Below are 21,834 nucleotides of genomic sequence, written 5' to 3' on the forward strand. Positions count from 1 at the left end.
CGCGGGGCCCGCATCCCGCGGTCCTGCAGGGAACGCACTGACGCAAGGAATACAGAAAGACAAGGAGCACAACATGATCAGGGTTTCGGTGGTCGGCGCCAAGGGACGCATGGGATCGCACGTCGTCGACGCGGTGAACGGCGCGGCCGACACGCAGCTCGCGCTCGCGCTCGACGCGGGCGACGACCTCACCGCCATCACGCCGGACAACACGGACGTCGTCGTCGAGTTCACCGTGCCCGCCGTGAGCCTGACGAACGTGCTCGCGCTCGTCGCGCAGGGCGTCGACGTGGTCGTCGGCACCACCGGCTGGACCGAGGAGAAGCTCGCCGAGGTGCGCGAGGCCATCGCCGCCGGTCCGCGCCCGGACACGCAGAAGGTGTTCATCGCGCCGAACTTCGCGATCTCCGCCGTGCTCGCCGACCACTTCTCCACGCAGGCCGCCAAGTACTTCGAATCGGTGGAGGTCATCGAACTGCACCACCCGGACAAGGTGGACGCCCCCTCCGGCACCGCCATCCACACCGCGGCCGGCATCGCCGCCGCGCGCAAGGCCGCCGGACTCGGCCCCGTGCCGGACAACACCCAGACCGACGGCGGCTCGCGCGGCCAGGTCGTCGACGGCGTCCACGTGCACGCCGTGCGCCTGCGCGGCCTCAACGCGCACGAGGAGGTGCTCTTCGGCAACGCCGGCGAGCAGCTCGTCATCCGCGCCGACAGCTTCGACCGCGGCTCGTTCATGCCCGGCGTCCTGCTCGCCGTGCGCAAGCTCGCCGGCGACGCCCCCGCGGGACTCACCGTCGGCCTCGACAAGTTCCTCGACCTGTGATCGCGCCCCGTGATCGCACGTTACAGAAGAGTCCACAACGCGAAGTACGGTGAACACTATGACTGAGAGCGCTATGCATCTGCTGAATCCTGCCCCGTTCGGGCGTATCCTGCCCGCGATGGTCACCCCGATGAAGTCCAACGGCGACGTCGATTACGCGGCGGCGCAGAAGCTCGCCAAGCAGCTCGTCGCCGACGGCGCCGACGGCCTCGTCGTCAACGGCACCACCGGCGAATCGCCCGTCACCCACATGGACGAGAAGGTCGACCTCGTCCGTGCGGTCAAGGAGGTCGTCGACGTGCCGGTCATCTCCGGCGCCGGCTCCAACGACACCGCGCACACCGTGCGCATGGTCGAACAGACCCAGGAGGCGGGCGCCGACGCGGTGCTCGTCGTCATGCCCTACTACTCCCGCCCGTCCCAGGACGGCGTCTTCGGCCACTACAAGGCCGTCGACGAAAGCACCGACAAGCCGATCATCGTCTACGACGTGCCCGGCCGCACCGGCCTCAAGGTGACGGTCGACACCTACGACCGTCTCGCCGAACTCGAGCACGTCGTGGCCGTCAAGGACGCCACCGGCGACCTCGCCGCCGCCGTCGAGAAGCAGCAGCGCACCGGCCTCGCCTGGTATTCGGGCGACGACGGCCTGTTCCTGCCGTTCCTCTCCATCGGCGCCGTCGGCATCATCTCCGTCATCGCGCATGCGGCCGCGAACCCCATGCGTCAGCTCGTCGAGGCCTTCGACCGCGGCGACATCCACGAGGCGCAGCGCCTCGCCAACCAGCTCGCACCGCTCGTCCACGCGCTCAACGGCGACGGCTACCAGGCCGTCATGGCCAAGGCCGCGCTGAAGGTCCGCGGCGTGCTCGACTCCACGTTCATGCGTCTGCCGAACGTCGGCCCGGACGCCACCCAGCTCGAGAAGGCCGAGATGGGCATGCGGGCCGCAGGCCTGCTGTAACGGGCGACGAGGCCCCGGCGCCCCCGGCGCGCGCGTCATGACGACGCCGACGCGCGGGGGAGCCGGGGCCGTTCGCGTTCACACGCATACGCGCATACGTGGGTTCCCGCGTGCATGGGCCGGCCGCGAGCCGACACATCTGTCGCCTTCGTGAGAGCACGAAGGCAAGAATTACAGGAAACACAAGAAAGCAATGGCACAAGACAAAGACAAGAACACCAAGAACTCCTCCAAGAACTCGGGCGCATCGCGCCGCCGCGGCTCCTCGACCCGCGGCAAGGGCACCGGCCGCGGCCGCGGCGGGGCCTCCCGCGCCCGCCACCAGAACGTCGGCACGCAGGCCACCGCGCCCCAGCAGGACGCCGTGCTCATCGCCCCGCCGAAGTACCGCAAGGGCTCGATGCGCATCACGCCGCTCGGCGGCCTCGGCGAGATCGGCCGCAACATGAACGTCATCGAATACAACGGCCACCTGCTGCTCATCGACTGCGGCGTGCTCTTCCCCGAGGAGGAGCAGCCGGGCGTCGACCTCATCCTGCCCGATTTCCACTACATCAAGGACCGTCTCGACAAGGTCGAGGCGCTCGTGCTCACCCACGGCCACGAGGACCACATCGGCGGCGTGCCCTACCTGCTCAAGCTGCGCGAGGACATCCCGCTGATCGGCTCCAAGCTCACCCTCGCCTTCGTCGACGCGAAGTGCAAGGAGCACCACATCAACCCCACCAAGGTGGAGGTCGAAGGCCGCGACAAGCTCAAGGTCGGCCCGTTCGACCTCGAGTTCATCACCGTGACCCACTCCATCCCGGACGCGCTCGCCGTGCACGTGAAGACCCCGGCCGGCTCCCTGATCGACACCGGCGACATCAAGCTCGACCAGCTGCCGCTCGACCACAAGATCACCGACCTCGTCGAGTTCGGCAAGATCGGCGAGAAGGGCGTGGACCTGCTCATGATGGACTCCACGAACGCCGAGGTGCCGGGCTTCGTCAAGCCGGAGACCTCCATCGGCCCGGCGCTCGACCAGGCGTTCGCGCAGGCCACCCGCAAGATCATCGTCGCGAGCTTCTCCTCGCACGTGCACCGCGTGCAGCAGGTCGTCGACACCGCCCACAAGTACGGCCGCAAGGTCGTGTTCGTCGGCCGTTCGATGGTGCGCAACATGTCCATCGCCGCCGACCTCGGCTACCTGCACATCCCCGAAGGCACCGTCGTGGACCTCAAGCAGGCCAACGACATCCAGGACGACAAGCTCGTCTACATGTGCACCGGCTCCCAGGGCGAGCCGATGGCCGCCCTCGGCCGCATCGCCGACGGCAACCACCGCGACATCCACATCAACGAGTTCGACACCGTGATCCTCGCCAGCTCGCTCATCCCGGGCAACGAGCACGGCGTGTACAAGGTCATCAACAAGCTCGTCCAGCTCGGCGCGAAGGTCGTCAACCGCGACAACGCGGCCGTGCACGTCTCCGGCCACTGCAACGAGGGCGAGCTGCTGTACATGTACAACATCGTCAAGCCGAAGTGCGCGATGCCGATCCACGGCGAGAACCGCCACCTCGTCGCCAACGGCCTGATCGCCGTGAAGACCGGCGTCGACCCGCAGAACGTCGTGCTCGCCGAGGACGGCGACGTCGTCGACCTGTACCACGGCAAGGCCGCGGTCGTCGGCTCCGTGCCGTGCGGCTACGTGTACGTCGACGGCGACTCGGTCGGCGAGCTCACCGACGAGGAGCTGGAGAAGCGCCGCATCCTCGGCACCGAAGGCTTCGTCTCCGCGTTCGTCGTGGTCGACTCCGAGGCCCGCGAGGTCGTCTCCGGCCCGAAGATCTACCTGAACGCCGTGGCCGAGGACGAGAGCGAGTTCGACAAGGTGCGCCACCAGATCGTCGAGCAGCTGAACGACGCGCTCATGGCCGGCACCACCGACACGTACAAGCTGCAGCAGATCATGCGCCGCACGCTCGGCGGCTGGATCGCCCGCCAGCTGCGCCGCAAGCCGATGATCGTGCCCGTCGTGGCCGACATCGCCACCGACGTCACCGAACAGCACTGACCGGAACCCCGGCACACCCCCCCCTCAGTCCGGCCCGACGGCCGGCCAGCTCCCCCTGGTTCCAGGGGGAGCATGTTCATAGGAAAGGAACAGTAGGAACACCATGCCCGGATCGAACCTGACCCGCATCGAGGCCGAGGAACGCAAGTCCATCGTCGAGGCGCCCATCCACTACCACGTGGACCTCGACCTGACCGTCGGCGCCAAGACCTTCGGCTCCCACACCCTGATCTGCTTCAACGCGAAGCCCGGCTCGTCCACCTTCCTCGACCTCATCGCCGACGAGGTGAGCGCGATCACGCTCAACGGCCGCGCGCTCGACCCGGCCGAGGCGTTCGCCGACGACCGCATCGAGCTCGCCGGCCTCGAGGAGAAGAACGAAGTCGTCGTCGAGGCCAAGTGCCGCTACTCCAACACCGGCGAGGGCCTGCACCGCTCCGTCGACCCGTCCGACGGCAACGTGTACCTGTACTCCCAGTTCGAGGTGCCGGACGCCCGCCGCGTGTACGCCGTGTTCGACCAGCCCGACCTCAAGGCCACCTTCGACTTCAAGGTGCTCGCCCCGAAGAGCTGGATCGTCACCTCCAACATGCCGGTCAGGACCGTCGAGGACTTCGCGCGCGAGACCGCCGACGGCACGCTCGAGGCGAAGCCGAACGAGACGACGAAGCTGTGGAGCTTCGAGCCGACCCCGGTGATGAGCTCCTACCTGACCGCCATCTGCGCCGGCCCGTACGCCGAATGGCACACCGAATACGCGAACGAGGACGGCCGCATCGTGCCGATGGCGCAGTACTGCCGCCAGTCGCTCGCCGAGGCGTTCGCCAAGGACGTCGACTACCTGTTCGACATCACCAAGAAGGGCTTCGCCTTCTACGCGAAGACCTGGGGCGTGCCCTACCCGTACGCCAAGTACGACCAGATCTACGTGCCGGAATACAACGCGGGCGCGATGGAGAACATCGGCATGGTCACCATCCGCGACTCCTACGTGTTCGAATCCAAGGTGACCGACGCGCTCGCCGAGCGCCGCGTCGTCACCGTGCTGCACGAGCTCGCCCACATGTGGTTCGGCGACTACGTGACGATGAAGTGGTGGAACGACCTGTGGCTCAACGAGTCCTTCGCCGAGTTCACCTCCACGCTCGCCACCGCCGAGGCCACCGAATGGCACGACGCCTGGGCCACGTTCTGCTCCGGCGAGAAGAGCTGGGCGCTGCGCCAGGACCAGCTGCCCACCACGCACCCGATCGTCGCGCCGATCAACGACCTCAACGACACGTACGTGAACTTCGACGGCATCACCTACGCGAAGGGCGCCTCCGTGCTGAAGCAGCTCGTGTTCTACGTGGGCCGCGCCAAGTTCTTCCAGGGCATCCACAACTACCTCGACAAGCACGCGTACTCGAACGCGACGCTCGCCGACCTGCTCGGCGAGCTGGAGGCGACCTCCGGCCGCGACCTCAAGGCGTGGAGCGCGAAGTGGCTGGAGGAATCCGGCATCAACACGATCCTCCCCACCATCGAGGAGGGCAAGGACGGCGCGATCGCGAAGCTCACGCTCACGCAGACCGCCCCGGCCGAGCACGCCGTGCTCCGCCCGCACCGTCTCGCCGTCGGCTTCTACGATCTCGACGAGGCCACCGGCAAGGTCGTGCGCACCGACCGCGTCGAACTCGACGTGGACGGCGAGACCACGATCGTCGAGGCGGCCGCCGGCAAGCGCCGCCCCGCGCTGCTGCTCGTCAACGACGAGGACCTCACCTACACGAAGATCCGCTTCGACGCCGCCTCGCTCGCCTTCGCCGAGGAGCACCTGCAGGACGTGGACGACGCGCTCGCCCGCGCCGTCATCTGGCTCGCCTTCTGGGACATGACCCGCGATGGCGAGTTCCCGGCCGAGCGCTTCGTCGACATGACGCTGCGCCTGCTCGCGCACGAGACCGAATCCACCACGTTCCGCTACGCGCTCGCCTGCATGAGCACCACCGCGCACCACTACGTGGCCGCCTCGCGCCGCGACGAGGTGCTGAAGCACGTGGCCGCCGAGCTGTTCGAGCTCGTGCGCGCCGCCGAGCCCGGCTCCGACGCGCAGTTCCAGCTCGCCACCGCCTACCTCGGCTACGGCGAGGAGGGCGACGCCGCGTTCGCCGCCAACGCCCGTGGCCTGCTTTCCGGCGATGTGCGGTTCGACGGCCTCGAGATCGACAACAACTTCACGTGGACGATCGTGAACGCGCTCGCCTCCGTGAACGAGTACTCCGACGACGACATCGACGCGCAGCTCAAGCGCAAGGAGACCACCGAGAACCGCGAGTTCGCCTACGGCGCGCACGCGGTCAAGGGCACCGCCGAGGCGAAGGCCTGGGCGTGGGACCAGGCGCTCCACAACGCGGAGCTCACCAACAGCCAGCTGGAGGCCGTGGCCCGCGGGTTCGCCGCCACGCCGCGCCCCGACCTGGCCGAGCCGTACGCCGCGAAGTACTTCGAGACGATCGACTGGATCTGGTCGAACAAGACCTACCACATGGCCGAGGCGCTGCTCAACGGCCTCTACCCGGGCTACGCCGATCCGGCCACGCTGGTCTCGCTCGGCGACGCCTGGCTCGCCGCCCACGCCGACGCCGACGACGCCCTGAAGCGTCTCGTCGTCGAGAACGTCGCCTCCTCGCGCCGCACCCTCGCCGTCCGCCGGTACAACGAGAGCCTGTGACGCAGTCCGCATAGCAAGAGAAAACCCGCGCCCGTCCCCCAACGGCGTATTCTCCCTACAAGGTCATGGGCCTTCGCCCATGGAGCCTTGCATGAGAGGAGCCGAAGGGATGGTCGCGGGTTTTTCCGTCGTCACGCTGCTGTTGATCCTGCTCGCCGGGGTGGGGGCGGGATTCGTCGGGTACGCGGTGGGCGCGTCGTCGCTCGTGTCGTATCCGGCGCTGCTCGCCTGCGGCATCCCGCCGGTGCTTGCGAACGCGTCGAACACGGTGGGCGTGGTCGGCACCGGCATCGGCGGCGTGATGGGCGCGCACCGCGAGCTCAAGGGGCAGGCGCTGCGTGTCGCCGTCTACGTGGCCATCGGCGCGGTGGGCGGCGTGGCCGGCGCGTACCTGCTGCTCGAACTCGACCCGAAGGTGTTCGAATTCGCCGCGCCCGCGCTGATTCTGTTCTCGTCGCTCATCATCGCCGTCAACCCGCGCGGGCGCATGCAGGCCAAGCAGGCGGCCGCCGACGCGCACGCGCAGCTCGCGCGCATGCAGGACGGTGCATCCGGTGCTACCGGCGTGGCCGGCGCATCCGGCGCGGATTCCCTCGAACGGCCCGTGCAGCCGCTCAAGCAGGATTCCTGGTGGGTGTGGATCGGCGTCGTCGCGGTCGCCGTCTATTCCGGGTACTTCGGCGCCGGCGCGGGCACGCTCGCGCTCGCCGTGCTCGACGCGGCGAAGATCGGCCCGTTCCACAAGATCAACGCGTTGAAGACGCTGATCGGCACGGGCGCGAACATCACCGCGTCCGTCGTGTTCATCGTGCGCGGCGCGGTCGACTGGCCGGCCGCGATCATGCTGTGCATCGGATGCTTCATCGGCGGCTACATCGCCCCGCCCATCACCCGCCGCATCCCCGCGAACGTCATGCGCGCCGCCGCCGTGATCGCCGGTGTCGTCCTCACCATCGACCTCGCGCTGAAGACCTACTGAACGCCGCCTACCGAACGCCGCCGCGGAAGTCGGCACGGACTCCCGCATCGTGCGTCACCGTGCGTGCGTCGCCGTGCGCGCGTCGCCGTGCGCGCGGCGCACGATTGTGGCCGATTTGGGCGGCAATCGGGCGAGCCGGGTGATTTGCCGGCCCACGCCGATTACCATGGGGCAAGGTAACGGGGACGCGCCGGCGTGCGCCATGCGGCGCGCGGCGCGCGGCTCCCCGACGATGTCCGGATATTCGAATGAAGGATGCAGAACAATGCCGAAGATGTTTGGAACCGATGGTGTCCGCGGATTGGCGAACCGTGATCTGACCGCGCGTCTCGCGCTCGACCTGGGCGACGCCGCCGTGCGCGTGCTGGGCAAGGCCGGACAGAAGGACGAGACGCAGCCCGAGGGCCGCCGTCGCGCGCTCGTCGGCCGCGACACGCGCGTGTCCGGCGACTTCCTCGCCTCCGCGCTGTCCGCGGGCATGGCCGCCGGCGGCTTCGACGTGATCGACGCCGGCATCATCCCGACGCCGGGCGTCGCGTTCCTCACCTCCGTGCTCAACGTGGAGATGGGCGCCGTGATCTCCGCCTCCCACAACCCGATGCCCGACAACGGCATCAAGTTCTTCGCGCGCGGCGGCTACAAGCTGCCCGACGCGAAGGAGGACGAGATCGAGGCGGTGCTCGGCCAGGACTGGGAGCGTCCGACCGGCGCCGGCGTGGGCCGCGTCAGCCACGACACGGTGACCGCCACCAACCTGTACATCGACCATCTCGTCTCGTCGATCGCCCCGCTCAACCCGGACAAGACGCAGCCGAAGCCGTTGCGCGGCCTCAAGATCGTCGCCGACTGCGCGAACGGTGCCACCTCCGTCGTCGCCCCCGAGGCGCTGCGCCGCGCCGGCGCCGACGTGATCGTCATCAACGCCTCCCCGGACGGCTACAACATCAACAAGCACGCCGGCTCCACCCACCCGGAGCAGCTGCAGGCCATGGTCAAGGCCACCGACGCGGTCATGGGCGTCGCGTTCGACGGCGACGCCGACCGCTGCCTCGCCGTGGACGAGGACGGCAACATGGTCAACGGCGATCAGATCATGGGCATCCTCGCGCGCGCCAAGAAGGAGGCGGGCAAGCTCGCCGACAACACGCTCGTCGTCACCGTGATGAGCAACCTGGGCCTGAAGCTCGCCCTGAAGGACATGGGCATCAAGACCGTGCAGACCGCCGTCGGCGACCGCTACGTGCTCGAGGAGATGCTGCGCGGCGGCTACACGCTGGGCGGCGAGCAGTCCGGCCACGTCATCAACCGCGAGTTCGCGACCACCGGCGACGGCACGCTGACCGCCCTCACCCTGTGCAACGAGGTCGTCCGCTCCGGCAAGAGCCTCAAGGAGCTGGCCGCCGACTTCCCGCAGCTGCCGCAGACGCTCGTCAACGTCCCGAACGTCGACAAGATGGCCGCCACGACCAACGCCAAGGTGCAGGCCGCCGTCGAACGCGAGGAGAAGCTGCTCGGCGAGACCGGCCGCGTGCTGCTGCGCCCCTCCGGCACCGAGCCGCTCGTGCGCGTCATGGCCGAGGCCGCCACGCAGGAGCAGGCCGACGAGGTGTGCGACCGCCTCGCCAAGGTCGTCGCCGAGGAACTCGCCCTGTAGGCCACGTCCCGGTCACCCCGCCCACCCCTATAAGGAGTCACGCATGTTCGGCAAGAACACGAAGGTCGACCTCGCGCTCAACCGCGACGTCGAGAAACTCATCAAATCCGGCGGCAAGGAGGGCATCCTGCCGATCGTCGAGGCCGGCGAGCCGGTGCTGCGCATCCAGTGCGCCGCCTACGACGGCCAGCTGTCCAAGCGCACGCTCGCCAAGCTCATCGACGTGATGCGCGCGACGATGCTCGACGCGCCCGGCGTGGGCCTCGCCGGCCCGCAGATCGGGCTCGGCCTCGCGCTCGCCGTCGTCGAGGACCATGTGCGCGACGACGAGGACGATCCGCGCGAGATCGCCGAATTCCCGTTTCATGTGATCATCAACCCGAAGTACACGCCGGTGGGGGAGAAGACCGCCAGCTTCTACGAGGGCTGCCTGAGCTTCGAAGGCTACCAGGCGGTGCGCCGCCGTTGGCTCGACATCGAGGCCGAATGGGACGACGAGGACGGTGCCCATCACAAGGAGCGGCTGCACGGCTGGCCGGCGCGCATCTTCCAGCATGAGACCGACCATCTGAGCGGCGAGCTGTACATCGACCAGGCGGAGATCCGGTCCCTGACGACCACGGAGAACCTCGAGGACTTCTGGTGCGAGGATCCGGTGCCCACCGCGGCCGCCGAGGAGCTCGGCTTCGAGCTGTGACGCGGCGCGGCGGCCCGGCCGCCGATATGGCGAACGCCCCTGCGGCCGATGTGGTCGCAGGGGCGTTCGCCGTCGTTTCCGGTTCTTTTATCTACGCCTGGTTATGCCTGGCTACTCCTCGGTGCTGCCGGTCCCGGTGCCCGTTCCCGTGCCCGATCCGGTTCCGCCGTTGGAACCCGAGCCGCTGGTGCTTCCGGAGCTGTTGCTGCCGGTCCCGGTCCCGGTCCCGGTGCCCGTTCCCGTACCGGTCCCGCCGTTCTGCGTGCCGCTCTGGCTCTGGTCCGTGCCGCCGGTGGTGCCGCTGTCGTACCCATTGCCGTAGTTGTAGCTGCCGTAGCCGTAGTTCGAGTAGCCGTACCCGTTGTTGCCGTTGTTGTAGCTGTTGTTGTCGTAGCCGCTGTTGCCGTAGTTGTAGCTGTTGCCCGTGCCGGTGGAGCCGCTCGTGGAGCCGCTGGTGGTGTACCGCGAGCTCATCGACTCGTTGACCGCGGCGGTGGCGTTCTGGATGTCGGTGAGCGCCTGCTGGAGGTCGGCGGCCTTCGGCTTCTTCTCCTTGAGAAGGCTGTTCGCCTTGTCGACGGCGGACTGGAGGGTCTGGCGGGTCGAATCGTCGGCGACCGCGCCCTCGCTGTCCGTCAGCAGGGTCTGCGCATCGGTCACCGCCTGCTGGAGGTTCTGCTTGATCGTCTCGGCCTCGGCCTCGGATTTCTTGTCCTGGCTGTCGGTCACGGCCTTCACCGCCGAATTCAGCGACTTCGTGGAGGCGGCGAGAGTGCTCGCGAGCTTCGTGTTCTGTTCGGCGTGCGCGTTCAGTTCGGCGGTGGTGAGCGTGGCCGAGCAGGCGTGCGTCGCGTCCGTGGACTGCACGTCGTCGATCGCGTTGGAGAGCTTCGTGAGCGTCTGCGCGTCGGCGAGCTTGTCAGCGGTGATGTTCTGCGCGTCCTTCGCCTTCTTCAGGGCGGCGGCCAGCGCGTCGTTCGCCTCCGTCGCGTCGTTCGCCGAGGTTTTGCACGCGGCGAGGGCGGTGTCGAACCGCGCCTGCTCGCCGGATTGCTGGACGTAGTGGAACGCGGCGACTCCGGCCGCGATGGCGACGACGGCGACCACGCCGATGCCGATGAACAGCTTCCTGCGCGACGGGGCGGACCTGCGCGCCGTCGCACCGCCTCCCGCCGCGCAGGAAGCGACGGGCGGGACGGCGGCGGCACCGGCGTCCGGTTCGCCGTGACCGTCGGTGCCTTCGATGATGCCGCGCAGGCCGGTGGCCTCCGGACGCGCCGGATCCGCCACGGCGTCGATACCGCCGGGCGTGAGCACGGTGGTCGCCTCGGATCCGACCGCGTCGTGGGCCGCGGGGGCCGTCGGACCGTCGCCCACCGGCGGCAGCACGGTGGTCTCGCTGGTCGACGTGGCCTGCGGCAGCGGGACGGCGGGCATGGCCGTATGGCCGGCCGCCACCGTCGTCTCGCCGTCGACCTGCGGGAACGACAGGGAGGGCTTCCCCGCCTTGTGGATTCCCGTCTCGTCCACGGACGGGAACGTGAGCGACGGGATGTCCCAATCGCCGTCGTCCTGCGCGTCGAGCAGCGCCTTCGGCGAGCCGAAGTCCGGCTCGTCCACGGTTCCGTCAGTATGCTTGTTCACCATATCCTCAACTCCTCAACCCCCATGCCTATCGCTGCCCAACATCATAGCGTGCCGGGCGACCCGCGACGAGGGGTCGCCCGGCACGCATGCACGCCGCCGAACGTGCGGAACCAGGTCCGCGACCGGCCACCGGAATCAGGCCTGGCCGGACTCCGCCTTCGCGGCGGCCACATCCAGCTTCTTCGCCTGGGCGATGAGGTCGTCGAGGTCCTCGGCGCGCAGCGCGCCGGCCTGCTGGAACACGACCGAGCCGTCCTTGACGATCATCAGCGTCGGCACCGCCTGGATGCCGGCGGCCGCCGCCAGATCCTGGTTCTGGTCGATGTCGACCTTCGCGAACACGATGTCCTTGTTCTCCGGCTTGTCGCTCGCCTCCTCGTAGATCGGGCCGAACGCGCGGCACGGTCCGCACCACGTCGCCCAGAAATCGACGAATACGATCTCGTTGCCGGTGATGGTCTTCTCGAACTCCGCCGAGGTGATCTGCGTGGTGGCCATGATGACTCCTTCTTATATGTGTCGCTACCGGTACCCAGTAAACCGTCACGGGGGAACAACGGGAAGGGGATTGGGCTGAAGGCTGAGGGGATAGGGCGGGGCGCGTGCGGGCACCCCCTCAGCCCGCCGCGCGGCCAGCTCCCCCTGAAGGGGGCGCAGAGCAAAGGCGAATGTGGGCATGCGGGGGCGCATGTCAGTTCGGCGCGTGATAATGGGGAGCATGCCAGTGATGAATGATGAGGTGCCGGACGAGGGCGACTTCGACGCCGACCGTCCGCGCGGTGAATTCGACCACGTCACCCCGGAGGACTTCATCCGCGGCTCCGGCCACGGCAATCCCCCCGGATGGCTCGACCCCGCGGACATCAACCGCGCCCGAGGCCAGATGCCCATCGCATACGTGGAGATCGTGCCGGTGCGCACCGACGAGTTCGGCCGCGTCGCGCAGGTCGGCTCGCTGCTGCGCGTCACCGACGACGGTTCGGTCGAACGCGCGCTGATCTCCGGCCGCGTGCTCTTCCACGAGACGTTGCGCGAGGCGATCGCCCGCAACGTGGCCAAGGACCTGGGCGACATCGCCCTGCCCATGCTGCCCGTCAACCTGCAGCCGTTCACCGTCGCCGAGTTCTTCCCGACGCCGGGCCTGAGCGAATACTACGATCCGCGCCAGCACGCGATCGCGCTGTGCTACGTGGTGCCGATCGCCGGCGACTGCCATCCGCAGGACGAGACGCTCGACGTGGAATGGGTGGACCCGCATTCGGACCTGCTCGACACGTTCCTCGACCAGATGCCCAACGGCCACGCCCGCATCGTGCGCAAGGCGCTGGAATACTGCGGCGCATAGAAAAAGGAAGTATTGCCATGACGTTTGAAATCCATAACCGGGTGCTGCGCGAGGGGGAGGGGACCCCGCTCGTGCTCGCCAACGCGTATCCGGTCGACGGACGCATGTGGGAGACATGCGCCGCCCGCATCGCCGAGCTCGCCGACGAGGCAGGCCTTCCCGCCTTCCCGATCTGGGCGCCCGACATGCCCGGCTCCGGCCAATCGCCCACGCCAGACGACAAGGCGTCGGGACGCCGCGCCGCGAACGGCTCCTACCCGGACGCGCTCGACCGCATGGCCGAATCCTACGTGGACCTGCTCTACCGGAACGGCTTCGAGAAGGCCGTGTGGGTGGGCCTGTCGATGGGCGGCTACCTCGTGACCGACCTGTACCGCCTCCACCCGGAGTCCGTGGCCGGCGTCGCCCTGTGCGACACGATGGCCTCGTCCGACGGCGTCGGCGGCGAGCCGCGTCTCGAGACCTCCGACGCGTGCGAGCGCACCGGCTCCGTCGAGCCGGTCATGCATTTCGCCCAGCCCGCGGACGGCGACTCCACGATCAAGAAGTCACCGGAATTCATCGCGACGATGACCGCGTGGATCCGCGACCAGAAGCCCGCCGGACTCGCCTGGCGCCAGCGCATGACCTACGGCAGGCCGGAACTCGCCGGCGTGCCCGAGACGATGGACGTGCCGGTCGCCGTCGTCTCCGGCGAACTCGACCCCACGTCGAATCCGGGCGTGATGCGCCCGCTCGCCGAACGCATCGGCGCGAACGCCACGTTCACCGCGATCCCCGATTGCGGTCATTTCAGCGCCGTCGAGCACCCCGACACGGTGGCCGCCGCGCTCGTCGACCTGATGAAGCGGGTGATCGCATGAGCGTGTCGTTCAGTCCGCTGGCGTTGACGCGGGCGCTGCCGTTCCTGCCGCTCGCGCAGGGCGACATCGACTATCAGACCGAGCGCCGCGCCGAACCGCATCTCATCTCGGACACGCTCGCCGAGCCGGCGACCAAGGTGATCCTCACGCGCGACGGCAAGATCGCCGTGCCGCGCGGCCAGGGCGAACTCGCCGACTACGAGAACGTGAAGATGCGCCTCGCCACCATCCCCGGCGCATACGTGTCGCGCGAACTCGAGACGCATCCGCAGGCCGTCGCCATGTTCCTCGGCAGCTACGGCGGCCGGCGCGACGAGCACGTCGTCGCCGTGGACGTCACGCGCGTGGCGCGCATCGCCGACGGCGGCGAACGCGGCGCCGACGACGCGTTCGACGAGCCGGAGGACGGCACGAACGGCGGCGTGGTCGCGGCGGGCGGTGCGTTCGGCTTCGGCGCCGGCGCCGGCCGCGGCGCGCACGCGAGTCTGCTCGAACAGGCCGTCGACCGCTTCGACTGGGTGGACCTGCGCGGTTTCGCGCCGCACGCCTCCGCACGCGAGGCGGGGCAGGCGACCAGCGCGATCACGCTGAGCATCTGGCACAACCGCCAGCGCCACTGCCCGACCTGCGGCGCTCCTGTCGAGGCCGCGAACGGCGGCTGGGCGCAGCGCTGCACGAACGACGCGGACGGCCGCCGTCTGCTGTTCCCGCGCGTCGAACCCGCCGTGATCACCATCATCGTGGATTCCGAGGGGCGTGCGCTCCTGCAGCACAACGCGGCGTGGCGCAACCCCACGCTGTATTCGGTGTCCGCCGGATTCGTGGAGGCCGGCGAGAACCTCGAGCATGCGGCCCGCCGCGAGGCGCTTGAGGAGGTCGGCATCCGGCTCGGCGAGGTCAAGTACCTCGGCTCCCAGCCGTGGCCGTTCCCCGCCTCCCTGATGATGGCGTTCAAGGCGCACGCCCTGACCACCGACGTCCATGTGGACGGCGTCGAGACCGTCGAGGCGAAATGGGTCACGCCGGACGAGTACACGGCGGCGCTGGTCTCCGGGCGCATGAGCGCGCCCGGCAAGGCGACGATCGCACGCTACATGATCGAGGAGTGGCTCGGCCGCGAGCTGTGACGTGGGTGGTGCCACGGAAGCCTGACGAAACGACATATCTCGAATAGTGATATATGCCACAAACCGTTGCGCCGACGGCCCAAACGGGGTGTCGCGCACGGTTCCGGGCCGTGCGCTGGGGTGGTGTTGATGTACAGTCGGACGCAGTCCGCGAGGCAATGCGGACATGAAAGCGTAGCAACAGACTAAGGATCGCGAATGACCGACCAACGCAATCAGCAGCCGGCGGAACGCCCGGAATACGGCGCTATGCGTGAGGATTTCGAGGCCACGCAGGCCATGCCGTCGCTGCCCGGCGCCGCGCCCGCCCCGCTCGCCGGCGTGATGGACTCCGCCGCGCGTCCGGAGGACTTGAACATCGGCACCGTCGCGGCCAAGCGCAGGTCGCGCAAGCCGCTCATCATCACCCTCGCCGTCGTGGCCGTCCTGCTGGTGGCGCTCGTCGCGGCGTTCTTCGGCGCCCGCGCGTACTACCAGGACAAGGTTGCGCCCGGCGTGCGGTTCGGCTCGGTCAGCCTCGCCGGCCAGACCCGCGACGAGGTGAAGGCCACCGTCGAGCAGGCGGTCAAGGACACCTCGATCACCGTGAAGGACACGGACGGCAACACCAGCGCCACCGCCTCCCTCACCGATCTGGGCGTGGACATCGACGTCGACCAGACCGTCGACGACATCATGGACGCGAAGTCCTCCTCCAACATCGGCGAGGACATCCTGCGCGTCAACCCGTTCGCCCATCAGGACGTGGCGCTCTCCGCCACCCCGGACAACGCGACGCTCGACGAATACCTGTCCGCCAAGCTCGTCACCGATGCCGAGCGCGCGGTGCCGTCCGCCGTGACCTACGACGGGAACGCGCACGCGTTCGTCGCCTCCGAAGGCCGCCCGGGCAAGGCCCCGAAGCTCGGCGCCGTCGTCAAGGCCGTCAAGCAGGCCATCGCCACGCCCGGCTCGGCCGCGACGGTGAGCGTCACCGACGAGACCATCGACGCCCCGATCGCGCTCGACGCCGCCCAGAAGGCCGCCGACGCCGCGAACCAGCGCCTCGCCAACCCGATCGTCATGACCAACGGCGACGCGAAGCAGTTCGAGCTGCCGGTCGACACCGTGGCCTCGTGGATCAAGACCGAGACCCACCTCGACCAGGGCGCCATCACCATCTCCTACGACGAGACCGCCGTCAAGAAGTTCATGTCCGAGCAGCTGCCCGGACAGCTCAACCAGGACATGGTCTCCCAGGAGGACATCGTCGACGCCAACGGCACGGTGCTCGTCGCCGCGCAGGTCAAGGGCGTGGACGGCGTCACCGTCAAGGACACCGACCAGGCCGCCGACCAGGTCCTCGACGCGCTCAAGGCCGGCAACGGCGGCACCGTGCAGGTCGCCTCCGACGTCAAGAAGTTCGACGTCAAGCAGAAGCAGAGCGAATGGCGCATCGTCATCGACAAGAGCTCGCAGACCGCCGTCGTCTACCACAACGGCCAGCAGGTCAAGAGCTTCCTCGTGTGCACCGGCGGCCCCGGCGGCAACGAGACCGACAGCGGCAACTGGTACATCTACCTCAAGTACCGCGTGCAGGACATGACCGGCCTGAACGACGACGGCAGCCGCTACCTGTCCAAGGGCGTGAAGTGGGTCAGCTACTTCAACGGCGGCGAGGGCTTCCACACCGCCACGTGGAACTACAACGGCATCGCCCGCGGCGACGCCGCCAACCACGGCTCCCACGGCTGCGTGAACATGTACGAGCAGGACGCCGAGTGGGTCTACGAGAACTGCCCGAACGGCACGCTCGTCCAGGTCGTCGGCACCCAGCCGACCGGCCCGGTGCGCTGAACCGTCGGCGCCGAACGGCATCCGACCACGAGGACCCCGTCTTGCGTCATCCGCAAGACGGGGTCCTCCCGTATCCGGGCGTGTTCGCAACAGGTTGGTAGGCTGGTGGCTATGAGCGAAGAACCTGACGACCAGCCGCTGAACCTCGACGTGCCCGAGCACCTCGAATACTCCGACGACCACGTGTGGGTGGACACCACCCTCGACCCGGCCGTGGTCGGCATCACCGAGTACGCCGCCGGCAAGCTCGGCGAACTCGTCTACGTGGACCTGCCCGAAGTCGGCGTGCGCGTCGAGGCGGGCGACGAAGTCCTCGAACTCGAATCGGCGAAGGCGGTCGAACCGCTGATCGCCCCCGTCTCCGGCACGATCCGCTACGTGAACCAGGCCGTCGCCGACGATCCCAGCGTCATCGACTCGGATCCCTACGGCGAAGGCTGGATCCTCAAGATCGAGCTGGAAGACGACGAACCGGACCTGCTGACCGCCGAACAGTACCTGAAGGTCATACGATGACACGCATCGTGCGACCGGTGGAATGCGACGGACGCGGCACGGCGCGCGCGCTCGGCGACATGCGCCGCATGCGCGACGGCGACGGCGGCGACGCGCGCACCGCGCGCGGGACCGCCGCGTCCGCCGCGAGCGGCGACGACATGCCCACCGTGCCGATTCCCGCGCGACGCGCCGTCACCACGTTCGACGCCGCGTCGCGGCGCGAACGCTTCGAGGCGCAGCCGCTGCCGGAACGCATCCTCCGCCGCGCCGTCACGCACGGGTTCAACGCGTGGGTGACGGCGGCGACGCGCACGGCGAAACGGCTCGACTGGTTCCCGCGCGTCGACCCGTACGTCGGGTACGGCACCGGCGACTACTCACGACTCATCTGCCGCACCGTGTACGCGGGGGAGGGCAGCGAGTACGGGCGCGCCACACGCGGCATCCGCGGCATGCTCGCCATCCCCTCGCCGCACACGCAGGTGAAGATCCGCATCGACGACGTCCCGCTCGAAACGGTGCAGATCGGCGATTCCGAACGTTACGACGCGTTGGACGCGCGGCCGGAGCTCGACAGCGAATACGCGATCTCCGACACGTCCGGCTACCTCGACCTCGTCGCCGAACAGCGGCTCGAACCGGGCGTGCACGACGTCTCCTACCGGGTCAACGGGCGCAAACCCGTGCACGCGAAGCTGTTCACGATTCCGAAGGGCGCGAAGGTCGGCATCATCTCCGACGTGGACGACACCGTCATGATCACACAGGCGCCCATATTGTGGAAGGCCGCGTGGAACCTGCTGTTCCTCAACCCGGACAAGAAGGCCTCCGTGCCCGGCATGAGCGTGCTGTTCACCAAGCTCGCCGACCTGTTCCCGGACGCGCCGTTCTTCTACCTGTCCACCTCGCCGTGGAACGTGGAGGGCGCGATCCGCCACTTCCTCGAGAACCACGGGTTCCCGGAAGGCCCGCTGCTGCTGCGCGACCTCGACCCGCGGCCTAAGACGTTCATCCCCTCCGGGCCGCAGCACAAGCTCGAATTCGCCGAACAGCTCATGGCCGACTTCCCCGACATGAAGTTCATCCTCGTCGGCGACGACGGCCAGAAGGACCCCACCACCTACGCGACCATCGTCAGGCGGTACCCCGGCCGCGTGCTCGCCATCGCGATCCGCCAGCTGAGCCCGCGCGAGCTCATGCCGTTCGGCCTCAGGAACCCGGCCGGCATGACCGCCACGCAGCCGATGCCCGACACCGACGTGCCCGTGTTCACCGGCACGACCGGCGCGAACATCATGAAGACGATGCTGCCGTACCTGAAGGCGCATCTGGGGTAGGGGCTTCGCGGGATTCGGTTCCGCGGGGCGACGGTTCCGCGGAGCGACGGTTCCGCGGGTGGGATATGCGCGTACGAAACCGGTTCGAGCGTGCGTATAATCACCCGTATGACCGAAGAGAAGCAACTGGCCGGCAGCGACGACGGCACCTGTATCTGTCCCGAAGTCCCCGTCGCGCACCGTGAGCCGACCCGACGCGAACACCATGGCGACGTGTTCGTCGACCCGTACGAATGGATGCGCGACAAGGACTCGCCGCGCACGCGCGACTACGTGGCCGCGCAGAACCGCCTGTGCGAGGCGCGCAACGCGCATCTCGACGGACTGCGGCATACCCTGTTCGACGAACTCAAGTCGCATGTGCAGGAGACCGACATGTCCGTGCCCGTGCGCATCAACGACTACTGGTACTACGCGCGCACGCAGGAGGGCCGCCAATACGCGGTGCAGTGCCGCATGCGCGTGCGCGGCGCCGACGACTGGAACCCGCCCGAGATCGACCCGTTCGGCGCGCCCGGTTCACTGCCCGGCGAATCGATCGTGTTCGACGCGAACGCGGAGGCGGAAGGACACGACTTCTTCCGGCTCGGCGGCATGGACCTGAGCCGCGACGGCCGATGGATGCTCTACGGCGTCGATACGGCCGGCGACGAACGTTACGACTACCGGATCCGCGATCTTCAGACCGGCGAGGAGCTGCCCGAACTGTTCCACGGCGTCGGCGGCGCCTGCTTCACGCCCGACGCGCGCTACGTGTTCTGGGTGGAACTCGACGACGCGTGGCGCCCGTGCGCGGTCTGGCGGCACAAGGTCGGCACCCCGGTCGAGACGGACGTATGCGTGTACCGCGAGGAGGACGAACGCTTCTGGGTGGGCATCGGCCTGAGCTTCGACGAGCGCAACCTCGTGCTCGGCACCGGCTCCAAGACCACCACCGAAGTGCTCATGCTGCCCGTGACCGACCCGGAAGGCGAATTCCGGGCGTTCATCCCGCGCAAGACCGACGTCGAATACGACGTGAGCTTCGCCTGCTTCGAGAACGCGGGGGAGGACGGCGCCGACATCCCGCTCGCCGTCGTCTACCACAACGCGAAGAACCCGAACTTCGAGATCGACGTGATCGACATGCGTCGGCACGAGCCGCCGTACACGCTCGGCGAAGGCGTGTGCGTCGCCGAAGGCTCGCCGTACGGCTGCGAGCATGCCGCATCGGCCGAGGACCGCGCGAAGGCGATCACCGCGCCGTACTTCAACGCGCACAACCCGGCCATCCTGCAGGGACTGCACGGCCTCGGCATCGAAGGCATCGCCATCCACCGCCACTTCGTCACGCTCGCCTACCGCGCCGACGGCCTGCCGCACGTCGCGATGATGCCGAAGCGCGCCGCCGTCGAGGACTTCCTCGCCGGGCGGCCGTGGCGGTTCGTCGAACTGCTGCCGCCCGCGCTCGAGGACGATTGGGACACGGTGGCCGACGACCGCGACGAGACCGGCGACCACGGCGAGACGCTGTGGGCGGAGGACTGGGACGCGGGGCACGCGGGTGCTGGTGCTGGTGCTGGTGCTGGAGCTGGACGCGTCGGCGTGACCGACCGCACGTCGTCGTCGGACGGCGCGAGCGACGACCACCTGCCCGGCGAGACGCGACGCCTCTACTCGATCGGCACCGGTGGCAACCCGTCCTACGACGCGCCGCGCATGCGCTACTCGTTCACCAGCTACACGCGCCCCGGCGAACTCCACGAGATCGACCCGGTGACCGGCGAGGACCGGCTGCTCAAACGCGCCACCGTGCTCGGCGGCTTCGACCCGCGCGACTACATGGAACGCCGTGTGTGGATCCGCGCCCGCGACGGTGAGCGCATCCCCGTCTCGCTCGTCTGGCGGCGCGACTTCCCCGCGCAGGATTCGCCGATGTTCATCACCGGCTACGGCGCATACGAGATCTCCTCCGACCCGAACTTCTCCGTCGCGAGGCTCAGCATGCTCGACCGCGGCGTGCTGTACGCGGTGCCGCACATCCGCGGCGGCGGCGAGCTTGGACGCGCCTGGTACGAGCAGGGACGCCGGCTGAACAAGAAGCATTCGTTCGAGGACTTCGTCGACGCGACGGCCGCGCTCCAGCGTGCGCATCTGGCCGACCCGCGCCGCACCGTCGCCAACGGCGGCTCGGCGGGCGGCCTGCTGATGGGCGCGGTCGCGAACCTCGCGCCGGAACTGTACGCGGGCGTCGAGGCGGATGTGCCGTTCGTCGACGCGTTGACCTCGATCCTCGACCCGTCGCTGCCGCTCACCGTCACCGAGTGGGACGAGTGGGGCGACCCGCTGCACGACGAGGACGTGTACCGGTACATGAAGTCGTACACGCCGTACGAGAACCTGCCCGCCGCGGATTCGGACGCCGGCCGTGCGTTTCCGCGCGTGTTCGTCACCACGTCGATGAACGACACGCGCGTGCTGTACGTCGAGCCGCTCAAATGGGTGGCCGCCATGCAGTCGCGCGGATTCGACGCAATCGCCAAGATCGAGGTGGAGGCCGGCCACGGCGGCACCTCCGGGCGCTATAAGCAGTGGGAGGAGGTCTCCTACGAGAACGCCTGGTGCCTGGACGTGATGAACCTCAAGTACTGAAACGGATTGAGCCCCTTGGCCGTGAAGGCCAAGGGGCTCAATCATAGGGTTGCCTCCCTCTGACGAGGGAGGTGGCCGCCGCAGGCGGACGGAGGGAGAGACCTACCGCTGCTCCTCGAGGGTGAGGAACTGGTCGCCGACGCGCAGGGTGGCCGGGGCCTCCAGCGGCACGGGCGTGCCTTCGACGACCTGTCGCTCCTCGCCGTCGCGGATGATGAACGTGCCGTTCAACGAGCCGTAGTCCTCGATCCACAGCCGACCGTCCTGGTCGATGCTGATCGCCGCATGGTTGCGGGAGATGGTGCGTGTGGGGTCCTCGATCCGCACGGCCTTCGAACCTTCCGGAATCGCCTCGGACGGGCGACGGCCGAGCAGGACGCTCCTGTCGAGGACGATCGTCTGACCGGTCGCCTCGTTGTGCAGCGTGTAGGTCTTGCGGCCGGGGGCCTGGCCGGCGGCGTTCGCGTCGGAGAGGACCGTGTCGTCCAGACTGCCGTCGTTCGGTTGTGCGGCGGGCTGGACGGTGGGTTGTGTTGGCTGTGCCGCGGGCCGGGCCGCGGGCCGGGCCGCGGCCCGGGCGTCCACTGGATCGTCGGCGTACCAGCCGGGTTCCGGTGCCGGTGGGAATGGAATCGCGTTGCTCATCCGTCTCGCC

The 21,834-nt window shown here is 68.6% G+C and carries 17 protein-coding genes; 14 read left to right on the forward strand and 3 right to left on the reverse strand.

Annotated elements, in window-relative coordinates; all coding sequences use genetic code 11:
* Positions 1-73 precede the first annotated feature (73 nt).
* The 7 genes from dapB (at position 74) to AC1AYN_RS01065 (ending at position 9,895) form a co-directional block, all read left to right on the forward strand.
* Positions 74-829, forward strand: coding sequence for a 4-hydroxy-tetrahydrodipicolinate reductase (gene dapB, locus AC1AYN_RS01035; protein WP_476502547.1), 756 nt, complete (start codon positions 74-76; stop codon positions 827-829).
* A 58-nt stretch (positions 830-887) separates the two neighbouring features.
* The gene (gene dapA, locus AC1AYN_RS01040) at positions 888-1,793 is read left to right on the forward strand and encodes a 4-hydroxy-tetrahydrodipicolinate synthase (protein WP_476531545.1); all 906 of its coding nucleotides are present in this window, start codon (positions 888-890) and stop codon (positions 1,791-1,793) included.
* 193 nt (positions 1,794-1,986) lie between these two features.
* Positions 1,987-3,852, forward strand: coding sequence for a ribonuclease J (locus AC1AYN_RS01045; RefSeq protein WP_476502549.1), 1,866 nt, complete (start codon positions 1,987-1,989; stop codon positions 3,850-3,852).
* A 103-nt stretch (positions 3,853-3,955) separates the two neighbouring features.
* Positions 3,956-6,565, forward strand: coding sequence for an aminopeptidase N (pepN, locus tag AC1AYN_RS01050; RefSeq protein WP_476531546.1), 2,610 nt, complete (start codon positions 3,956-3,958; stop codon positions 6,563-6,565).
* Positions 6,566-6,674: 109 nt separating this feature from the next.
* The gene (locus AC1AYN_RS01055) at positions 6,675-7,544 is read left to right on the forward strand and encodes a sulfite exporter TauE/SafE family protein (protein WP_476532293.1); all 870 of its coding nucleotides are present in this window, start codon (positions 6,675-6,677) and stop codon (positions 7,542-7,544) included.
* 265 nt (positions 7,545-7,809) lie between these two features.
* Positions 7,810-9,198: a phosphoglucosamine mutase gene (gene glmM / locus AC1AYN_RS01060; RefSeq protein ID WP_476502551.1), complete on the forward strand. Its 1,389-nt coding sequence runs from the start codon at positions 7,810-7,812 to the stop codon at positions 9,196-9,198.
* A gap of 43 nt (positions 9,199-9,241) precedes the next feature.
* Positions 9,242-9,895: a peptide deformylase gene (locus AC1AYN_RS01065; protein WP_476531548.1), complete on the forward strand. Its 654-nt coding sequence runs from the start codon at positions 9,242-9,244 to the stop codon at positions 9,893-9,895.
* Positions 9,896-10,006: 111 nt separating this feature from the next.
* Here AC1AYN_RS01065 and AC1AYN_RS01070 read toward each other — a convergent pair whose 3' ends face one another.
* Positions 10,007-11,542, reverse strand: a complete 1,536-nt coding sequence (locus tag AC1AYN_RS01070; RefSeq protein ID WP_476531550.1) for a hypothetical protein — start codon at positions 11,540-11,542, stop codon at positions 10,007-10,009.
* Positions 11,543-11,677: 135 nt separating this feature from the next.
* Positions 11,678-12,040, reverse strand: coding sequence for a thioredoxin (gene trxA / locus AC1AYN_RS01075; RefSeq protein ID WP_476502554.1), 363 nt, complete (start codon positions 12,038-12,040; stop codon positions 11,678-11,680).
* A gap of 220 nt (positions 12,041-12,260) precedes the next feature.
* Between trxA and AC1AYN_RS01080 the strand changes: the two genes are divergently transcribed.
* From AC1AYN_RS01080 to AC1AYN_RS01110, 7 genes are all read left to right on the forward strand, one after another.
* Positions 12,261-12,887, forward strand: coding sequence for an NUDIX hydrolase family protein (locus AC1AYN_RS01080; protein ID WP_476502555.1), 627 nt, complete (start codon positions 12,261-12,263; stop codon positions 12,885-12,887).
* Between the two features lie 17 nt (positions 12,888-12,904).
* Positions 12,905-13,750, forward strand: coding sequence for an alpha/beta fold hydrolase (locus tag AC1AYN_RS01085; RefSeq protein WP_476531552.1), 846 nt, complete (start codon positions 12,905-12,907; stop codon positions 13,748-13,750).
* The gene (gene nudC, locus AC1AYN_RS01090) at positions 13,747-14,877 is read left to right on the forward strand and encodes an NAD(+) diphosphatase (RefSeq protein WP_476531554.1); all 1,131 of its coding nucleotides are present in this window, start codon (positions 13,747-13,749) and stop codon (positions 14,875-14,877) included. The genes AC1AYN_RS01085 and nudC overlap by 4 nt, the downstream gene beginning before the upstream one ends.
* A 198-nt stretch (positions 14,878-15,075) precedes the next feature.
* Positions 15,076-16,713, forward strand: coding sequence for a L,D-transpeptidase (locus tag AC1AYN_RS01095; RefSeq protein WP_476531556.1), 1,638 nt, complete (start codon positions 15,076-15,078; stop codon positions 16,711-16,713).
* Positions 16,714-16,824: 111 nt separating this feature from the next.
* Positions 16,825-17,229, forward strand: coding sequence for a glycine cleavage system protein GcvH (gene gcvH, locus AC1AYN_RS01100; protein WP_476502559.1), 405 nt, complete (start codon positions 16,825-16,827; stop codon positions 17,227-17,229).
* Between the two features lie 68 nt (positions 17,230-17,297).
* Positions 17,298-18,548, forward strand: coding sequence for an App1 family protein (locus AC1AYN_RS01105; protein WP_476532294.1), 1,251 nt, complete (start codon positions 17,298-17,300; stop codon positions 18,546-18,548).
* 108 nt (positions 18,549-18,656) lie between these two features.
* Positions 18,657-21,179, forward strand: a complete 2,523-nt coding sequence (locus tag AC1AYN_RS01110; protein WP_476531557.1) for a S9 family peptidase — start codon at positions 18,657-18,659, stop codon at positions 21,177-21,179.
* A gap of 102 nt (positions 21,180-21,281) precedes the next feature.
* On the opposite strand, the gene AC1AYN_RS01115 is transcribed toward AC1AYN_RS01110, so the two are convergent.
* Complete coding sequence (locus AC1AYN_RS01115; RefSeq protein ID WP_476531559.1) at positions 21,282-21,824, reverse strand: FHA domain-containing protein; 543 nt, start codon at positions 21,822-21,824, stop codon at positions 21,282-21,284.
* Positions 21,825-21,834: the final 10 nt, after the last annotated feature.

It is taken from the genome of Bifidobacterium sp. LH_413, from assembly GCF_056357015.1.

Bases quoted from the DNA above. Each gene is read 5' to 3' on its own strand.
- dapB (WP_476502547.1), top strand. From the start codon at position 74: ATGATCAGGGTTTCGGTGGTCGGCGCCAAGGGACGCATGGGATCGCAC.
- dapA (WP_476531545.1), top strand. From the start codon at position 888: ATGACTGAGAGCGCTATGCATCTGCTGAATCCTGCCCCGTTCGGGCGT.
- AC1AYN_RS01045 (WP_476502549.1), top strand. From the start codon at position 1,987: ATGGCACAAGACAAAGACAAGAACACCAAGAACTCCTCCAAGAACTCG.
- pepN (WP_476531546.1), top strand. From the start codon at position 3,956: ATGCCCGGATCGAACCTGACCCGCATCGAGGCCGAGGAACGCAAGTCC.
- AC1AYN_RS01055 (WP_476532293.1), top strand. From the start codon at position 6,675: ATGGTCGCGGGTTTTTCCGTCGTCACGCTGCTGTTGATCCTGCTCGCC.
- glmM (WP_476502551.1), top strand. From the start codon at position 7,810: ATGCCGAAGATGTTTGGAACCGATGGTGTCCGCGGATTGGCGAACCGT.
- AC1AYN_RS01065 (WP_476531548.1), top strand. From the start codon at position 9,242: ATGTTCGGCAAGAACACGAAGGTCGACCTCGCGCTCAACCGCGACGTC.
- AC1AYN_RS01070 (WP_476531550.1), bottom strand. From the start codon at position 11,542: ATGGTGAACAAGCATACTGACGGAACCGTGGACGAGCCGGACTTCGGC.
- trxA (WP_476502554.1), bottom strand. From the start codon at position 12,040: ATGGCCACCACGCAGATCACCTCGGCGGAGTTCGAGAAGACCATCACC.
- AC1AYN_RS01080 (WP_476502555.1), top strand. From the start codon at position 12,261: ATGCCAGTGATGAATGATGAGGTGCCGGACGAGGGCGACTTCGACGCC.
- AC1AYN_RS01085 (WP_476531552.1), top strand. From the start codon at position 12,905: ATGACGTTTGAAATCCATAACCGGGTGCTGCGCGAGGGGGAGGGGACC.
- nudC (WP_476531554.1), top strand. From the start codon at position 13,747: ATGAGCGTGTCGTTCAGTCCGCTGGCGTTGACGCGGGCGCTGCCGTTC.
- AC1AYN_RS01095 (WP_476531556.1), top strand. From the start codon at position 15,076: ATGACCGACCAACGCAATCAGCAGCCGGCGGAACGCCCGGAATACGGC.
- gcvH (WP_476502559.1), top strand. From the start codon at position 16,825: ATGAGCGAAGAACCTGACGACCAGCCGCTGAACCTCGACGTGCCCGAG.
- AC1AYN_RS01105 (WP_476532294.1), top strand. From the start codon at position 17,298: ATGCGCGACGGCGACGGCGGCGACGCGCGCACCGCGCGCGGGACCGCC.
- AC1AYN_RS01110 (WP_476531557.1), top strand. From the start codon at position 18,657: ATGACCGAAGAGAAGCAACTGGCCGGCAGCGACGACGGCACCTGTATC.
- AC1AYN_RS01115 (WP_476531559.1), bottom strand. From the start codon at position 21,824: ATGAGCAACGCGATTCCATTCCCACCGGCACCGGAACCCGGCTGGTAC.